The following is a 15,746-nucleotide window of genomic DNA, read 5'->3' as shown; positions in this document are numbered from 1 at the left end:
ACCAGGAATTTTTAAGAATGAAGAACATTAAGCTTAACAACGGATTGGAAATCCCGGCAATCGGGCTGGGTACTTGGCAGTCGACTTCTGACGAAGTGATGACGGCCGTGAGCCACGCGCTGACACACGGTTATACGCACATCGACACGGCGGCGATTTACGGGAACGAGAAGGAAGTGGGAGAAGGCATCCGGAAAAGCGGCGTGGACAGGAAGGACATTTTCCTGACAACCAAGCTTTGGAACAACATCTCCACCTACGACGCGGCGGTGGAAGCCTTCGAGGCTTCGCTTGAGCGTTTGGGTACCGATTATCTGGACTTGTACCTGATACATTGGCCGGGTTCGTATAAGCGTATCCAGACTGTTTGGAAGGCCATGGAAGATTTGTACGAGCAGGGGAAAATCAAGGCGATAGGCGTTTCCAATTTCGAGCCTCACCATTTGAGCGCTTTGATGGAAACCGCCAAGGTAAAGCCGGTGGTAAACCAAGTGGAGTGCCACGTAAAGGTACAGTGTCATTTCTTGCAAGACATTTGCGCCAAGCACGATATTTACCTTCAGGCCTACGCTCCGATGATGAGCTGGAAAGTAAAAGAGTTGGTAGCGGACGAGACGCTGTTGGGAATCGCTAAGAAATACGGTAAAACGCCTAGCCAAGTGGCTTTGCGTTGGTTGTTTGAGCGCGATATTATCGTATTGCCAAAGTCGGTTACTCCGTCCAGAATCGAGGAGAATATCAATATTCTTGATTTCTCTTTGGACGCCGAGGACATGGCGGCTATCCGTCTGTTGAACGACGGCGTGAAGCTTTTCCCGCATCCTGACAATATCGACTTGGGATTTAATGACGATTACGCTGGCGAGCCGATTGACTAATCCGGCGGAAAGCGTATCTCGCAAAAGTTTAGGACCGATACCTTCCGGGTATCGGTTTTTTCATGCGCTTTGGTTTCTCGTTCATTTTTCAATTCCATGGGTAACATCATGTAGGTTTGATATTTTTTGGATATCCTATTGTCTTTTCCTTCTTTATGTGATAATTTAATCAGAGTTGGGTTAGCTATTAGGAAAGGGATAATAACAGTCGGGCTTGTTTTTTGGAGTGCCAATATCAGTTTGATGTCTAAACAAAAAACCAAAAGCTATGCAAGAAGAAATCCGCCTGAGCCTAACGATGGAAGAACTCAATAAAGTGATCGACGCTTTGGGCCAAAAGCCTTTTGTGGAAGTGTATAAGCTGATAGAAAAGCTCCATACCCAAGCCACGGCCCAGATAGAAGAGTCTGAGGATGTAGACCACCGATAGCTTTTCTTTTTAATTTCCCGAAGCATACGGGGCGATCTTTTTCAGTTGTTTGGAATTATTTATCAAACTTAAAATATCCGTAATCATGCCAATTAAAAATGCGATTGAGGCTCTTAATAAAGCCGTAGAAGACCTTACATCCCTACATGTTCAGACATTTACTGGTACTCTTGATTCCTCGTCTTTAACAGGCAAAGAGCCATTCAATAACATAAGGGATCTTGTGAAGAATCAATCGACATCAACAAATGCCAAGCTTACGCTTGTCGCCGAATCCCTGACGCAGTTTGACGGCGATTCCTACAATTTCGTAAATAAAGATATAGATGCGGCCCCACCGATTGTTTTAGAGGTTCATAAGAATGCCGTTAAGTCTGGCATAGAAACTCGAATAGCTTTGTTGAACCTTTTTAAAGATGTTATTAAATGATACTCTCGGGTGGCTTGCCCGTTTACACTCCAACGGCTTTGTCTGGTGACGAGACAGAGCAGTTGGGGCAGTTTGAGGACGTACTGAAAGAGGCGGGCAATGTGGGAATAGTGAATCGAGTTCCAGAGGATGGAAATGAGACTTTTAATTATGAAAGACAACGGATTCGGTTACATACGATAGCGTCTAGATTATGGTTGTTAGGCTATCTAGAAGATAAAATTCCTCATAAGCAGATTCCTAAACGTTTAGACAAGATAAAACAGGCCGTGGAAGAATTTCAGGCTGATGCAGGGCTTGAAAGCGACCATTGGGTGGGAGACAAAACGTGGGGAGCACTTGACCAGCTAGTAAGTTTTGAATCCGATATTGACTACGAACAATGGTTTGATGAGAATGGACTTGTTCTTACTACAGTATGGCGGGCCATGCATCGGGCTTTTCATTTAAGGCTATTTACTTTGGGCTTACTTTGGCGCAAACCTCATCCTGATTCAGACCTAATGTCACAACGGGCTTTTGATTTTTTTAATGATGTTAAACGTATTTTTTTGATGCCAAAAAAAAATGTTCCAGCAGGGTATGATATAGGTACTGCTCGTCTCCTTTTTGATCAAGATTTCTTATCAGAGACTATTGCAAAACGAAAAAATGCTGATGGAAGTGGCTTTTTATTAGATTTGCCTGAAGTCAATAAAAAAGAAAGCAGGGTACTCGCACAACGTTTTATTACTAATTGTGCCAAAATCGAGCTATGGCTTTTAGGCTTTGATGTGGATATTGACGGTAAAGATGATTTTGGCAAAGGAAACAGAAAGTTGTTAAAGTGTTCTAAGACTCGAAAGGCCCTAACTCTATACTTTCAAAAATTTGAAGGTATAAAGAGGCGTTCCGAAGCAAGAAAACTGTCTAAACAAATCACGCCGGCCTTTTTCAAAGGAGTCAGCGAGGCGAATAGTGAAGGGTACGAGGCGGACCAAGATGATCTGAGCGAGGAAATACTTAAGAAATTCAGAAGAGAACCTAAAAACTTTGTGAGCAAGGCGTGGACTTATATTAAGGAAAAAGGCATGCGATTGCTCGACGGATTTAAGCGGATTTGGCGATGGATTAAAAAGAAAAGCAAGCAACTTTTCTCGTTTATCCAAGACAATATCTTTAAAGCCTTCTTCCGTTACGCTTCCAAATCGTACAGGATTTTGAGCGAAGGGATAACCGCCGTAGCCAAATCGATCGGCATTTATATCCGTGGTCGGATGGAGGTGGACGGCGTGGTTTTCGGCTTCTCAAAAGATATGGACACCGTAACTTTTATTCCCGAAACGGCGACGGCAGAAACTGTCCTTTTGGCCAGCGGGAAAGTCTTGCGGCAGAGCAAAGCCTTCTCTGTGGCTTGCCGTATGGTGGGTTTTGTTTTTAGGCTTTTCAAAAGGGCGGTTGCGGGCGTGATAGGTTGGGCGAAATTGCTTTATGACCTATTGAGAAGCTTCGGCACCTTGAAAACGCTTTATCGGGATTTCGTGAGCCTTGCCACTTAGTGACAAAGTTTTTGTCACTTTGTTCTTTTCGAAGAATGAATATTTTTGGATGAATTGAATTAAAAATAAAATAATAGCCTATAGCTTTCAAAAAGCGTGAAAACATAAGGTCCGAGAACCTTCCCGAAATCAACCGTTTTTGTATTTTTGGATACCTTTTTACTAAAAATGATCATTATGCACAGGTATCTATGCTTGGTGGCGGTGGCTTTGTTGGCCCTCGGTTCTTGCGGTCAAAAGAAGACCGAAACTGTGGCGGAAGAAGTTAAAACGCCTTTCGTTTGGGAAAACGCCAACGTTTATTTTATGCTTACCGACCGTTTCAACAACGGTGACAAAACCAATGACGTCAACTTCGGGCGTACGGCCAAAACGGGCCTTTTGCGAGGCTTCGAAGGCGGCGACATCAAAGGTATTACGACCAAGGTAAAGGAAGGATATTTCGACAAGCTCGGTGTTAGCGCCATCTGGATGACCCCGCTTGTAGAGCAAGTACACGGAAACGTGGACGAAGGCACTGGCGCCACTTACGGATACCACGGCTACTGGGCCAAGGACTGGACAGCGTTGGACCCGAACTTCGGTACCGAGGCTGACTTGGACGAGCTGGTAAAAGAAGCCCACGCCCGAGGCATCCGCGTTTTGCTGGACGTGGTAATCAACCACACCGGTCCCGTAACCGACGTTGACCCGGTATGGTCTACGGATTGGGTGCGTGAGACTCCCCATTGCGGTTACTCGGATTACGAATCTACGGTGAGCTGTACTTTGGTTGAAAACCTACCCGACGTTTTTACGGCTAACAAGACCGAAGCGGTGGAACTGCCCGCCACTTTGTTGGAAAAATGGAAAAAGGAGGGAAGACTTGAGCAAGAGCTTAAGAGCCTTGATGAGTTCTTCGCCCGCACCGGCCTTCCGCGTGCGCCGCGTTACTACCATATCAAATGGTTGACCGACTATATCCGCAAATACGGCGTTGACGGGTTCCGCGTGGACACCGCCAAGCACACGGAGGCTGACCTTTGGGAAGACCTGAAGAAAGAGTCTGACGTGGCCTTCGCCGATTGGAAAAAAGCCAACCCTACTAGCGTACTCGACAACAACGAGTTCTATATGGTAGGCGAAGTGTACGGATACGGCATCAGCGGCATGCGCAACTATCATTACAGCGACAGCGTCGTCGACTTTTTCGACAACGGATTCAAGAGTCTGATCAACTTCGAATTCAAGTACGACGCCCAGAAGCAGTCTTACGAAGAAATCTTCAAGAAATATTCCGATGCCCTGAACGGTGAGCTCAAGGGCAAGAGCGTAATGAACTACCTTACTTCGCACGACGATGGCCAGCCGTTTGACCAAGACCGTAGCAAAGCCATCGAATCGGCTACCAAGCTGTTGCTTACGCCGGGCGCTTCGCAGGTTTACTACGGAGACGAGTCGAGCCGTAACTTGGTGATCGAAGGCACTGTGGGAGACGCCACTTTACGCTCGTTTATGAACTGGGAGGAAATCCAGGCCAACGCCGAACGTGGCGGACATAAGGTACAGGACGTTATGACACACTGGAGCAAGCTCGGTAATTTCCGTAAGGAGAACCCTGCGGTAGGAGCGGGTATGCACAAGATGCTGTCGGAGCAACCTTATATCTTCAGCCGTGAGTACGCTAAAGGCGATTACTCTAACAAGGTGTTGGTGGCTTTGGACGTGGAGAAAGGGAAGAAAATCATTCCTGTTCACGGTGTTTTCGCCGAAGGCCAAAAGGTGAAGGATTCATACTCAGGCAAAACCGCGACGGTAAGAAACGGCAAGGTAAGCCTTGACACTCAAGACACTATCGTATTGCTTTCGAAAGGAAAGTGAGTTGAATATTGAACAAATGAGAAAGGGCGCTCGGTTGGGCGCCTTTTTTTGTGTCGAAATCCGGAAGTCAATACCGTGGCGCAAGACTCTGGTTTTCTTCGGAAAACCTACGTGTCTGTCTCGGAAAATCCACTGAAAAGAGGGTGGCGGTTACAGGTTATTTCCTGACCGAGATGCTTTTTGTATATTCAGTAAGGCAAAGAAGACCAAAGAAAAACCTCCCGATTGTATAATCGGGAGGTTTTTTGCATTTAAAGAAGTCGAAAAGAGAAGCTTCCGAATGTGTTAACACTTTTGGTCAAATCTCTTAACTGTTTCGGTCAATTCTCTTAACACATTTACCCAAAACACTTAAGAGATTTTGCCCAAACAGTTAAGAGAATCAGGTCGATATGTTAAGAGATTTTGGTCGAAAACTTAACGAAACAGACTGTAACTTACGTGGATGATAAAGTAGAAAGCTTGAAAAGCTGTAATTCCTTACCTGCATTCGTAAAAAAAGCGTAACCGATTCAGGATCCATTTCAAGAAATGAATATCCGAATCGATTACGCTTTTATACTTTTATAGTAAAGAAGTAAGCGTTCAAATCCCGAAAGGATCAATTTCAAAAGCCTGCTTTTCCATCGATAAAAATACCCAAGCAGACTTTTTACTCTTTACTCTGTACGCTTTACTAATCTCACTTGCTGGCCGTGGCCGAGTTAGGATCAAGCGTCCACTCTACGGTGTCGGTAACAGGCTTTTTGTTGATGGTGGCTTTTACCTCAACTACGTTTTTGCCCGGTTTCAGCGTTACGCCGTCCCACTGTACGATGCCGTACTTGTCGGTCTTTTTGTTGCCGAGCGATTTTCCGTTTACATAAAGGCGAACCTTAGAGGCGTTTGAGTAAACGCGAACCTTGGTGTTGGCCTCAGAGCGTTTCACGAAACGGCGGTTGGCGATATAAAGCGTAGCCTCGTCCTTGTTCCAGTTGGCTTTGTAGTAATAGAAGATGTCCTTCTTCGTCTTGCGGTCGTAAGTCACGATACCTTTGTCGTTACGTCCGTGTTCCTGTCCTTCGCGACGGTGAGCGGCGCCGAAGTCGAACATGTTCCAGATATAAGTACCCCAAACGAACGGACGCTCGTCGATGGCTTTCCAGTATTTCTCGTGGAAGTGCGCTTGCCAAGCCTCCGGGTGCCACATTGAACCCGGGTTGGTTTGCTTCAATTCCTCTTGGTGGTGCTTGTGGCTGGCGCCGGCGCCGTACTCGCTGATACCGATTTTGAGGAATGGGTATTTGGCGTGCGTGTTGTCGAAGAATTTCTCGATTACGCTGGCGTCGCTTCCGTACCATCCGTAGTACTTGTTCCAAGCGATAAGGTCAGTGATAAAGTTCAGCTCGCCGTCAACGAAAGTGGCCGAAGTGGTGATTCTCGACGGGTCTTCGGCATTGGCCAAGGCCTTGAGCTCACGCAGGTAAGGAGTAGGGTCGTCGCCTACAGGCTTCAGTTCGTTGAACAGTCCCCAGAAGAGAATACCCGGGCGGTTGAAGTTCTGGCGAATCATCTCTACCAATTGTTGGCGTCCGTTTTCTTTGAAGCGCGGCGAGTTAGTAAAGCCTTTGCTACGGTATCCGCCTGGGCCTACGAACGGGATTTCCGACCAAACCACATAACCGTTTTTGTCCAAAAGGTCATAGAAGTAAGGAGCGTGCGGGTAGTGCGAAAGGCGGATAGAGTTAACGCCCATTTCGTTCATAATGGCTACGTCTTCCTCGTGGTCGGCGTTGCTTACGGCGTTACCTTTGTCCTCGCGGTCTTGGTGACGGCATACGCCACGGAGTTTGAGGTGTTTGCCGTTCAGGAAGAAACCTTCGTTGGCGTCTACGTGGTAATAGCGCAAGCCCATCGGCTGTTCTACCGTATCGAGCGTTTTTCCTTTATGCGTAAGCGTAGTTACGGTCTTGTAGGCGAATGGATCCTCTTTGCCGTTCCACAGGTGCGGGTTGTGCACTTCGAATTTCTTGGCGGTCTCGTAAGTCTGGCCGGCAGGCACGCGGAGTTTGCTGTTCGTCTCGGCGATTGTGGCTCCTTTGTCGTCGAGCACTACGGTTTTTACTTCGAAGTCCTCGGCTTTGTCAAAGTTGTTGAGCACTTTGGTTTTCACTTCCACCAAAGCTTTCTTGTCGCTCACTTCTATCTGACGGAGGTAAACGCCAGGGCCGGAGTAGTCAAGTGGCGTGATGCAGGCTTGCTCCATAACCAAAAGGCTTACCGGGCGGTAAATGCCTCCGTAGAAGTTGAAGTCGCCCAAGAGTGGCATAATGTCCTCTTGGTAAGCGTTGTTTACGCGTACTTCGATTCCGTTCTTCTGGCCGAACTTCACATAAGGAGTAATGTCGTAAGTAAAGGCGGTGTATCCTCCGCGGTGCTCGCCCACCCACTTGCCGTTGATCAATACGGTAGCGACGGTGTTTACGCCTTCGAATTTGATGAAAAGGCGCTTGCCCTTCAACTCGTTTCCGATTTCCACACTCTTGTTATAAGTGCACATTCCGCGGTAATAGTCGAGCTTGCCGGATTGTCCGTCCTTATTGTTCCAAGTGTGCGGAATGTCTACTTTTTCGCTAGGGGTTTGCTTGGCCACTACGTAAAATGGCTTAAAGTCCCAGCCTTTATTCAAATCAATTGCTCGCCGTTGCGCTTCCGCACTCAATAAAGAGAGAAGGCAGAAAGCGAAAAACAGAAAGGTTTTCCTCTTGCTCAGCATAAGATAAAAGTATTTGTAAAAATATAAAGTTTCTAATTCAAGCATTAGGCCCCTTGACCTAAGTCTTTAGATAATGATTTTTGGCCTAAACATAAAATACAATTGCCACTGTTTTAAGCGATAGCGTTATCGGGAAGGGTGCCATTTTTTTTCGGTTAACACAAAATTAAAGAGCGACTAATTTTTTAGCTTTTCAGTGAAAAAAGTCGAGTTGTGATATTCCCAGAGATTCGCTTTTTCCAAGTTAATTAAGTTAGCATGATTCCTCATCATACATGCCTATTTGTATAAACCGGATAATGGGGAAATGAGTATCTTCGTATATGGACAAAAGCGAAGCGACACCGTTAATCGTAATCGTAGGGCCGACGGCGAGTGGCAAAACATCTTTCGCCACAAACTTGGCGGCCAAAGTGGGGGGAGAGATTCTGAGTGGTGACTCTAGGCAGGTATTTCGAGGAATGGATATCGGTACGGGCAAAGACTTGGAAGACTACACAATAGAAGGAAAAGCAATTCCATATCATCTGATCGATATTCGTGACGCAGGTCAGAAGTACAACGCAAGCGAGTTTTATAACGACTTTTTTGAGGCGTTAGAAAAAGTGAAAGATCGGGAAGCCGTGCCTATTTTGTGCGGAGGATCCGGTATGTATATCGAATATGTGCTGACGGAAAACGATTTGACTTGGGTGCCGAGAGATGAGGAATTGCGTCGGGAATTGAAAGAACTGAGCGTAGAAGAGTTGGTCAAAAGGCTTCAAGGTCTAACAGATCAGGATATAAAGGACCCGAATAACAGGCGCCGTTTGGTAAGGGCAGTGGAGATAGCGGATTATCTTGCGAAGAATCCCGGGGCGGATGTTTCCGGAAATGAAAAACCGGAATTGAAGCCCATTATTTTCGGTTTGGATATCGATAGGGAGGCCCGCCGTGAGCGGATATCGAAGCGTTTGCGGGATCGGCTGGAAGAAGGGATGGTAGAGGAAGTCCGGGGACTGCTGGATAGTGGAGTAACTGCGGACGAATTGATTTTTTACGGATTGGAATATCGCTGGGTGACGCTGTATGTGTTAGGCGAGATTGGTTTTGAGGAAATGACCGAAAAGCTGGAAAGGAATATTCATCAATTTGCCAAACGCCAAATGACCTGGTTCAGGGGAATGGAACGCCGTGGTTTTGACATTCATTGGATTAATGCTTTGGATTCAATGGATTCGAAAATCAGTCAGGCGATGGAAATATTGGATAAAAACGGTTTTCGGATTCGTTAGGAGTTTATAAAAAGAAACCTCGCCGGCATCTCGCCGGAGAGGTTTTCATAACTATGATAAGGTTATTTTATTGCTTTTTTGATATAAAGTGGAGTTCGGTTTTAATAAAACTAACCAAAGCTTATTTGAGGTATGCGTTAAGCATCCAAGCCATTTTTTCCTGAGCACGGATATAATCCGACATCAAGGCTGAAGTGCCTTCATCGTCCGCATCTCCGGCGATGTCCAGAATCTCACGCTCTATTTTCAGAAGAACGCTAATATCGCGGGCTACGATAGATACGCATTCTTTTCCGTCCGTGATTTGTTTAGCAGCTTCAACCTCGGCTACCGATTCATAGTCTTTAAAAGTATGAAGAGGCGTTTGGCCAAGGGTGAGAATCCTTTCGGCGATTTCGTCAATCGCTTCCTGTGCTTCCCCATAATATTCTTCGAATTTCTCGTGTAGTTCGAAAAATTCGCTACCGGTTACGTTCCAATGAAACCCGCGAAGGTTTTGGTAGTACATCTGGTAATTGGCCAACAGTACGTTGAGCTTCTCCGAAATGTTTTCCGATTTTTTCTGGTCCAATCCAATACTGATCATAGCCGTTGTGTTTTGTTTTTCTGTTTCGATTACAATACAAATATGGGCGTTCGATTGTTATAGATCAAATTGATGAACTGAATGAGTCGATAGTACTAATCAATCGACTCTTTAGCGCTTTGGTCTATAAACCACTGCACGATTTTACGGATGGATGTTGCTCCGATTTTATTAAGGTTGATATCTTCGGGAGAGAAGAAAAGGGCTTCGACTACGTCGTCGTGCGCTTTCAGTGTGTTTAAATCCTTGATTTCCGCATGAAAAGTGAGGTCCAGCGTAAAATACATTACGCCGCCATATACGTATTCGTTCGGCACGGAGATCTTGTAATGTAGCTTCTCGATATCTAGCGCAAGCTCTTCTTTGATTTCCCGAATGCAGGCTTCCTCGCCAGTTTCACCTACATCGACAAACCCGCCGGGTAAGTCAAGCATGCCTTGATGAGGCTCAAATTTTCTGCGGGTCAGAAGCAGTCGACCCTGTTTGTCAGTGATAAGGACTGCAACAGCCGCCGAAGAGTTTATATAGAAACGAAAACCACAAGCGTCACAAAGCAAGGAATCGTTTTCTTGGTAAACGAAGCTTTTTTTTCCACATTTTGGACAATACTTTAAGACGTTTCTGGGGTGTGGGGATAACATCATGATAGGGTGAGAGCTGTGCCTGTACGGCCGTGAAAAGATGAGAATTGTCTTGACGGTAGAAAAATTCTCCGAAAGAGACATTCAATCTCAAATTTACGTTTAGTGTGGTTTTCGGGCAAAAAAAACACCCTTGTTGTTACAACCTGCCCCATTTCGGTTACGAAAAGCTTAATCCGGTATGTTAAATTATATTTCCCAATATGTAAGGTTATGTAATATTGGCGAGGCAAAGCGTTATAGGTTTGGGTAGTTTGTGTTAAACAGCCGAATTGTTACCTTTGTGTTTTATGAAAAATACTACTCAATATACTTCATCGGCGGGGCGTGTATTGTCGGTCTAACCGGCAGGCGTCTGGTATCTTGTTTTAATCAAAGGCTTTTCCAAACACTGGTTCCAGAGTTTGGGAAGATAGTCTTAGCATAAAATCGTATAAGATAATTTTTTTACCAGCAAGATTCGCCCGAGACGCGTTTGTGTCTGCCAATTTCCAAATTTGATTTTATTAAGCTTAGGGTTAATCCGTAATCTAAAATGTGTTACATGTTTTGGAGCGATTACCTATGCGTTTATTCAATTGCCCCAAATGCTGTTTTAACGTAGCGAATGGGGAATGTCTATCTCTTTACTTATTGGAAGAATAGGCGAAGGAAAATGATGAAGAAATGTCAAAGTGCATTAATAATTCAGACAATAAAAGTCTGAAAAAAAATATAACATTAAATAGTTTGGGTTATTCTCCTTTTTTCGAGAAAAGGAGAAGGGAAAGCGGTCTGGAGGATTTTGGAATAGGACGAGTTATTGCCGAGCATAAGGGGCGCTACAGAGTAATGACCGAACAAGGAGAATTTGATGCCGAGATAGTCGGGAGTATGCGGTATAGCGCCGAAAGTCGTTCTGATTTTCCGGCAGTTGGTGATTGGGTTTCTGTTACGGAATTCGGTGAATCTAATATGCTAATACATGCCATAATCGGACGTAAAACGGTATTGAGTAGAAAAGCCGTTGGCCGTCGAGGAGAAGAACAGATAATCGCTACGAATATCGACAAATCCTTTATCGTACAGGCTATAGACCGTGATTTCAGTATAAATCGTATCGAAAGGTATATGGCAATTTGCCGTGAGGCAGGAGTGGAGCCAGTAGCAATTTTAAACAAGACAGACTTAATAGAGAAGGAAGAGGCGGATAGGCTTTTAGCACGAGTTAAAGCGAGGCTTGGGGATATATCTGTGATTCTCTTTAGCAATAATAATGGTTGCGGGTTGAAAGATCTCCAATCACATATTACGGCAAATAAAACTTATTGTTTGTTAGGGTCTTCAGGTGTCGGAAAGTCTACGTTGATCAATACTTTATCTGGTAAAAACGTGATGAGAACAGGTGAAATAGGTGAAATAGGTGAAGGCACAGGCCGGGGAAAACATGTTACGACACATAGGCAATTGGTAATATTGGAAGGCGGAGGTCTTTTGATAGATAACCCAGGGATGCGTGAGATAGGAATGACGGATCTTGACCAAGGTTTAGAACTAACATTCGATATAATCTCGGAAGTGGCCGAAGAATGCCGTTTCTCAGATTGCACGCATACTGGCGAGGCAGGTTGCGCTGTAATAGAAGCTGTAGAAGACGGTGATATTAGTGAAGATTCGTATGAAAATTTCTTGAAAATGGTTCGGGAAAAAGAGCATTACGAATCCACTGTGGCTGAAAAAAGACGAAGAGGAAAGAGCTTTGCCAAAATGGTCAAACAAGTTAAAAAGGTTAAGGAAAATAGAAGACGATAGGGCTGTTGTTGGCTTGGAAGAGGATAAATGTAATCTGAGTTTATTTAGAAAGTAAGAAGTAAAACTCTCTATTCCCTTCTGGTGATTTAATTTATGAGATGCGGAGGCCGAACCTTATGACTGTGGTCTTCGCATTTCTATTTATTGAGTGATTTTCATAATTCTGGTGATAACTTTGCAAATGATTGGTAAATCAGGTCGGAAAAGTGAATAGAACTTAATTTAGTTTGGAAAATCGTTTCGCTTGTCATAAAATAGACGATTGTGTTTCAGTGTAAGCTGGATAATAATTAGGTTTCAAACGAAATAGATATTGTTTTGACGGATTTTGGAGATTTAGTCGGGTCGGCGTTGGGCGCTTTCAGCGCATTTATGGGGCCAATCCTTTTAGTGTTGTTGTTGGGTGGCGGGTTGTTACTTTTTATATATTCAGGATTAAAACCTCTGAGATATATTCGTCACGCTTGGGCAATTTTGGCCGGCAAGTATGATGACCCTAACGATCCTGGAGAAATCAATCACTATGAGGCCTTGTCAAGCTCCATCGCGGCGACTGTGGGAATGGGGAATATTAGTGGTGTTGCGATTGCGATCGTTTCCGGAGGTCCGGGCGCACTTTTCTGGATGTGGGTGAGCGCATTGTTAGGGATGATTACGAAGTTCTTTACTTGTACGCTTTCCGTAATGTACCGTAAACGTGAGGCTGACGGGCATATTGAAGGAGGCCCGATGTATGTGATTGAAGAGGGATTGGGCAAAAAATGGAAGCCGTTAGCCGTTTTGTTTGCCGTGGCTGGATTAATGGGAACTTGGCCAGTTTTTCAGTCAAATCAATTAACGGAAATATTGAGCGGTATTGCTGGATCGGGTTTGGAAGGAGTTATCCCAGCAGATGGAATTTTTGGCTTTTCCACGGAAATATTGATTCGAGGATTAATAGGATTATTGATAGCTGGAGTGGTTTCGCTAGTTATCTTCGGTGGTTTACATCGTATTTCGGAAGTGGCCGGAAAACTTGTGCCTCTGATGGTTGTAATCTATTTGATTTCCGTATTGGTAATTTTGTTATTGAATTATGACAAGGTTCCGGAAAGCTTTGCATTGATCTTTGAAGACGCTTTCACTGGTAAAGCGGCAGTAGGCGGAGCATTGGGGACATTGGTAATTATAGGTGCCCAAAGGGCTGCGTTTTCAAATGAAGCGGGAATCGGAACGGCTCCAATGATGCACGGTGAGGCTAAAACTAATGAGCCTGTACAAGAGGGACTTGTGGCGATGCTCGGACCGGCCATTGACACGATTGTAGTGTGCACACTAACCGCTTTGGTGATCATCATCACAGGTGAGTGGAAGACTGGCGGAAATAATGGAGTTGCCTTGACCTCCGAAGCTTTTACTAAGGCGCTTCCCGGCGATGTCGGTACGTACGTTTTAGTATTTTCCGTAGTGATTTTCGCTTTTACTACGTTGTTTACATATTCGTATTTTGGGACGAAATGCCTAGGTTACTTGGCTGGACAAGAGCGAAAAGGAATTTATAACTATATCTATATTGTTCTTATCGTTATGGGCGCTGTTTTTCCGTTAAAATCTATTGTTAATTTGATCGATGGATTTTATGCGGTAATGGCTATCCCGACAGTATTATCAGCCTTGTTATTGGCTCCGAAAGCCAAAAAGGAAATGGACGCGTATTTCTCAAGATTGAAAACCGGAGAGATTAAAAAGCATTCTTGATTTAGAGGAAAAAATAAGAATGAGAAAGCCTCGGAGCGAATGTTCCGAGGCTTTCTCTATATTCCATCCTTATTGAAGGAATTCGCTCTGAGTTTTTGCGATTTTATATTTAACGGCTTCTATGTCCGGTTGGATATTTACCTTTGCTCCCGGTTGCGCATAGAAGAAAGTAGCTGGGGCGTAATTGATTTTCACCTCTTCCCAGTGCCAGAGTTCCATATAAAAACGAATCGACTTGTTAAACGGAATAGCGTCCAGTATTCGGTATCTGGCATTAGTGACTGGTCCAACCTTTTTATTGCCACTTCCAGATGGTTGGGCTATAAACGGATGATAAAACGATTCGGACCGTGCCCAAGCGTACCCGTAATAATCTTCTGACCCAGTTCCGAAATGTGAAGGAAAGCTTTCGCCGTCGACGAAAATCTTTTCGTCACCTTCGCCCCACCACGCACGCCCCGAAGCGCTGTTAAACAGGGATAAAGCGTCGCCTACGTACACGCCCTTACCTTCTACACTAACGAAATTTATATCTTGGCGATGAGTAGCGTCGATATGGCGTTTTTCGAACCAAGTGCCATAAAAATACATACTGTTTTCGTCCCAATTCCATTTATTGGAAACTACCGAGAGTTCTTCAATATTAACGTCTTGATCACCATGATTAATGATTTCCAATTTTGCGTTTTTTTGGAAAGGCATAGGCCACCTTGCGGTCATTATATTTTCGGCGCTATTGCTTACGTAATAAGTATGGTTTTCTGTCGGAGTATTTCCTATTCCAAAAAATTCACCTATCGGGCACCAAACAGTTCTATTTCCGTCGAAACTGATTTTAATGACAGTAGAACGCAACGCTTGTCTATAATCATTGGCTGATATCTTTAATCGAATATTTCGTAAAGCCCGTTCACCTTTTATCTTCAATTCAGAGATTCCTTCTGGTTTGAGGATATGGTCTTTAACAGTTTTTGATTTTCCTTCTACCGACTTTTCAGCAATAAGTTTAGCCCCTGTCCTCAGAATCTTATTCGAGTTCTTTTTTAAGACGTCCAGACTAAATGATTCTACGTCGGTTCCAGATTTATATTCTCTGTAATTAATATTATAATATCTGGATGACCAACCTGTGACAGGGCCAGGGCCTTTTTCCCAAGTTACTTTGCAAGATTTGGCATAAGGGATTGGTAAGTAAAGGTTTCGGCCTCTTCTTCCTGCTGGAATTGTAGCGTCAGAAGCGATATAAGAAAATGGGAAACCAGCCAATCCGTTCCCGCCGATAAGCTCCCAAGCGTCCATTTCCACAGTGGGTTTCTGCGCACTGTCAATATAGATCCGGATTTTACCGGGGTTATTCCATACGCCTGGAGTAGTCACTAACCAAAACCGCACAATGGCACCCGGAGCGTTGTGGTCCATCATAACCATTTCGGCTCTTCCGTCTATAGAATCTGTTCTGATAAAGTTGTTGCTGTCGTTATTAGCGAACCAACCCGTTCCAGAGTCCGGGTTGGATTTTTTTGCTCTTCCGTCTGCTGGATTTGGGGTTTTGGAACGGCGGTCGTAACTGGAAAATTGAGCGCATCTGTAAGTCGCCTCCGGCCATTTGGCTATTTGGTCGGTAGTGGTCATTTCGTTTAAAAGACTACTCATCGTTACCCGATATTGGGAGAAAACATTTGTGCTGACTAAAAAAAGAGGAGTCAGAATCCAGAAAAATTGTCTCATAGCATTTCGTTTTTTTAAGTACCAGACCAAAATCACTTCATTTTAGATGGTTTTTACTTCGCTTAGATTTAGCGAAGCTGTCCATTTTTCTCAGATAT

The 15,746-nt window shown here is 44.5% G+C and carries 12 protein-coding genes; 8 read left to right on the top strand and 4 right to left on the bottom strand.

The genetic code is table 11. From position 1 onward, the window contains the following. The first annotated feature begins 17 nt into the window (after positions 1–17). The 5 genes from AABK39_RS22840 to AABK39_RS22820 all read left to right on the top strand — a co-directional run bounded on the left by AABK39_RS22840 (position 18) and on the right by AABK39_RS22820 (position 5,136). Positions 18–878, top strand: a complete 861-nt coding sequence (locus tag AABK39_RS22840; RefSeq protein WP_338395323.1) for an aldo/keto reductase — start codon at positions 18–20, stop codon at positions 876–878. 268 nt (positions 879–1,146) lie between these two features. Beyond that, positions 1,147–1,308, top strand: coding sequence for a hypothetical protein (locus AABK39_RS22835; RefSeq protein ID WP_338395322.1), 162 nt, complete (start codon positions 1,147–1,149; stop codon positions 1,306–1,308). Between the two features lie 85 nt (positions 1,309–1,393). Then, positions 1,394–1,738, top strand: a complete 345-nt coding sequence (locus AABK39_RS22830) for a hypothetical protein (RefSeq protein ID WP_338395321.1) — start codon at positions 1,394–1,396, stop codon at positions 1,736–1,738. A gap of 62 nt (positions 1,739–1,800) precedes the next feature. Next, the gene (locus AABK39_RS22825) at positions 1,801–3,276 is read left to right on the top strand and encodes a peptidoglycan-binding domain-containing protein (RefSeq protein WP_338395320.1); all 1,476 of its coding nucleotides are present in this window, start codon (positions 1,801–1,803) and stop codon (positions 3,274–3,276) included. Between the two features lie 177 nt (positions 3,277–3,453). Then, entirely contained in the window at positions 3,454–5,136 is a 1,683-nt protein-coding gene (locus AABK39_RS22820) for an alpha-amylase family glycosyl hydrolase (RefSeq protein WP_338395319.1), read from the top strand. Between the two features lie 682 nt (positions 5,137–5,818). Here AABK39_RS22820 and lacZ4 read toward each other — a convergent pair. Then, a complete protein-coding gene (gene lacZ4 / locus AABK39_RS22815; RefSeq protein ID WP_338395318.1) occupies positions 5,819–7,891 on the bottom strand; it encodes a beta-glucuronidase LacZ4 in 2,073 nt (690 codons plus the stop codon). Between the two features lie 323 nt (positions 7,892–8,214). Here lacZ4 and miaA point away from each other — a divergent pair, with 323 nt between their 5' ends. Further along, positions 8,215–9,165 carry a tRNA (adenosine(37)-N6)-dimethylallyltransferase MiaA gene (gene miaA, locus AABK39_RS22810; protein WP_338395525.1) on the top strand — a complete coding sequence of 317 codons (951 nt, stop codon included), beginning with the start codon at positions 8,215–8,217 and terminating at the stop codon, positions 9,163–9,165. Positions 9,166–9,286: 121 nt separating this feature from the next. Here the strand turns inward: miaA and AABK39_RS22805 are convergent, their stop codons facing one another. Continuing rightward, on the bottom strand, positions 9,287–9,751 hold the full coding sequence (locus tag AABK39_RS22805; protein WP_338395524.1) for a Dps family protein: 465 nt from the start codon (positions 9,749–9,751) through the stop codon (positions 9,287–9,289). Positions 9,752–9,846: 95 nt separating this feature from the next. Continuing rightward, positions 9,847–10,392: an NUDIX hydrolase gene (locus tag AABK39_RS22800; protein ID WP_338395529.1), complete on the bottom strand. Its 546-nt coding sequence runs from the start codon at positions 10,390–10,392 to the stop codon at positions 9,847–9,849. Between the two features lie 666 nt (positions 10,393–11,058). Between AABK39_RS22800 and rsgA the strand changes: the two genes are divergently transcribed. Both rsgA and AABK39_RS22790 read left to right on the top strand, forming a co-directional pair. Beyond that, positions 11,059–12,183: a ribosome small subunit-dependent GTPase A gene (rsgA, locus tag AABK39_RS22795; RefSeq protein WP_338395523.1), complete on the top strand. Its 1,125-nt coding sequence runs from the start codon at positions 11,059–11,061 to the stop codon at positions 12,181–12,183. Between the two features lie 318 nt (positions 12,184–12,501). Next, positions 12,502–13,920: an alanine/glycine:cation symporter family protein gene (locus tag AABK39_RS22790; protein WP_338395522.1), complete on the top strand. Its 1,419-nt coding sequence runs from the start codon at positions 12,502–12,504 to the stop codon at positions 13,918–13,920. A gap of 69 nt (positions 13,921–13,989) precedes the next feature. Here AABK39_RS22790 and AABK39_RS22785 read toward each other — a convergent pair whose 3' ends face one another. Beyond that, positions 13,990–15,573, bottom strand: coding sequence for a glycoside hydrolase family 172 protein (locus tag AABK39_RS22785; protein ID WP_338395521.1), 1,584 nt, complete (start codon positions 15,571–15,573; stop codon positions 13,990–13,992). Positions 15,574–15,746 lie beyond the last annotated feature (173 nt).

It is taken from the genome of Fulvitalea axinellae (assembly GCF_036492835.1).
GTDB classification, from domain to species: Bacteria; Bacteroidota; Bacteroidia; order Cytophagales; family Cyclobacteriaceae; genus Fulvitalea; species Fulvitalea axinellae.
Note: the sequence above shows the minus strand (reverse complement) of the source record. Positions and strands in the feature narration are given on the sequence as shown.

What these genes read in the sequence shown, in the direction of transcription:
- AABK39_RS22840 (WP_338395323.1), top strand. Translation starts at nt 18, where the DNA reads ATGAAGAACATTAAGCTTAACAACGGATTGGAAATCCCGGCAATCGGG.
- AABK39_RS22835 (WP_338395322.1), top strand. Translation starts at nt 1,147, where the DNA reads ATGCAAGAAGAAATCCGCCTGAGCCTAACGATGGAAGAACTCAATAAA.
- AABK39_RS22830 (WP_338395321.1), top strand. Translation starts at nt 1,394, where the DNA reads ATGCCAATTAAAAATGCGATTGAGGCTCTTAATAAAGCCGTAGAAGAC.
- AABK39_RS22820 (WP_338395319.1), top strand. Translation starts at nt 3,454, where the DNA reads ATGCACAGGTATCTATGCTTGGTGGCGGTGGCTTTGTTGGCCCTCGGT.
- lacZ4 (WP_338395318.1), bottom strand. Translation starts at nt 7,891, where the DNA reads ATGCTGAGCAAGAGGAAAACCTTTCTGTTTTTCGCTTTCTGCCTTCTC.
- miaA (WP_338395525.1), top strand. Translation starts at nt 8,215, where the DNA reads ATGGACAAAAGCGAAGCGACACCGTTAATCGTAATCGTAGGGCCGACG.
- AABK39_RS22805 (WP_338395524.1), bottom strand. Translation starts at nt 9,751, where the DNA reads ATGATCAGTATTGGATTGGACCAGAAAAAATCGGAAAACATTTCGGAG.
- AABK39_RS22800 (WP_338395529.1), bottom strand. Translation starts at nt 10,392, where the DNA reads ATGTTATCCCCACACCCCAGAAACGTCTTAAAGTATTGTCCAAAATGT.
- rsgA (WP_338395523.1), top strand. Translation starts at nt 11,059, where the DNA reads ATGTCAAAGTGCATTAATAATTCAGACAATAAAAGTCTGAAAAAAAAT.
- AABK39_RS22785 (WP_338395521.1), bottom strand. Translation starts at nt 15,573, where the DNA reads ATGAGTAGTCTTTTAAACGAAATGACCACTACCGACCAAATAGCCAAA.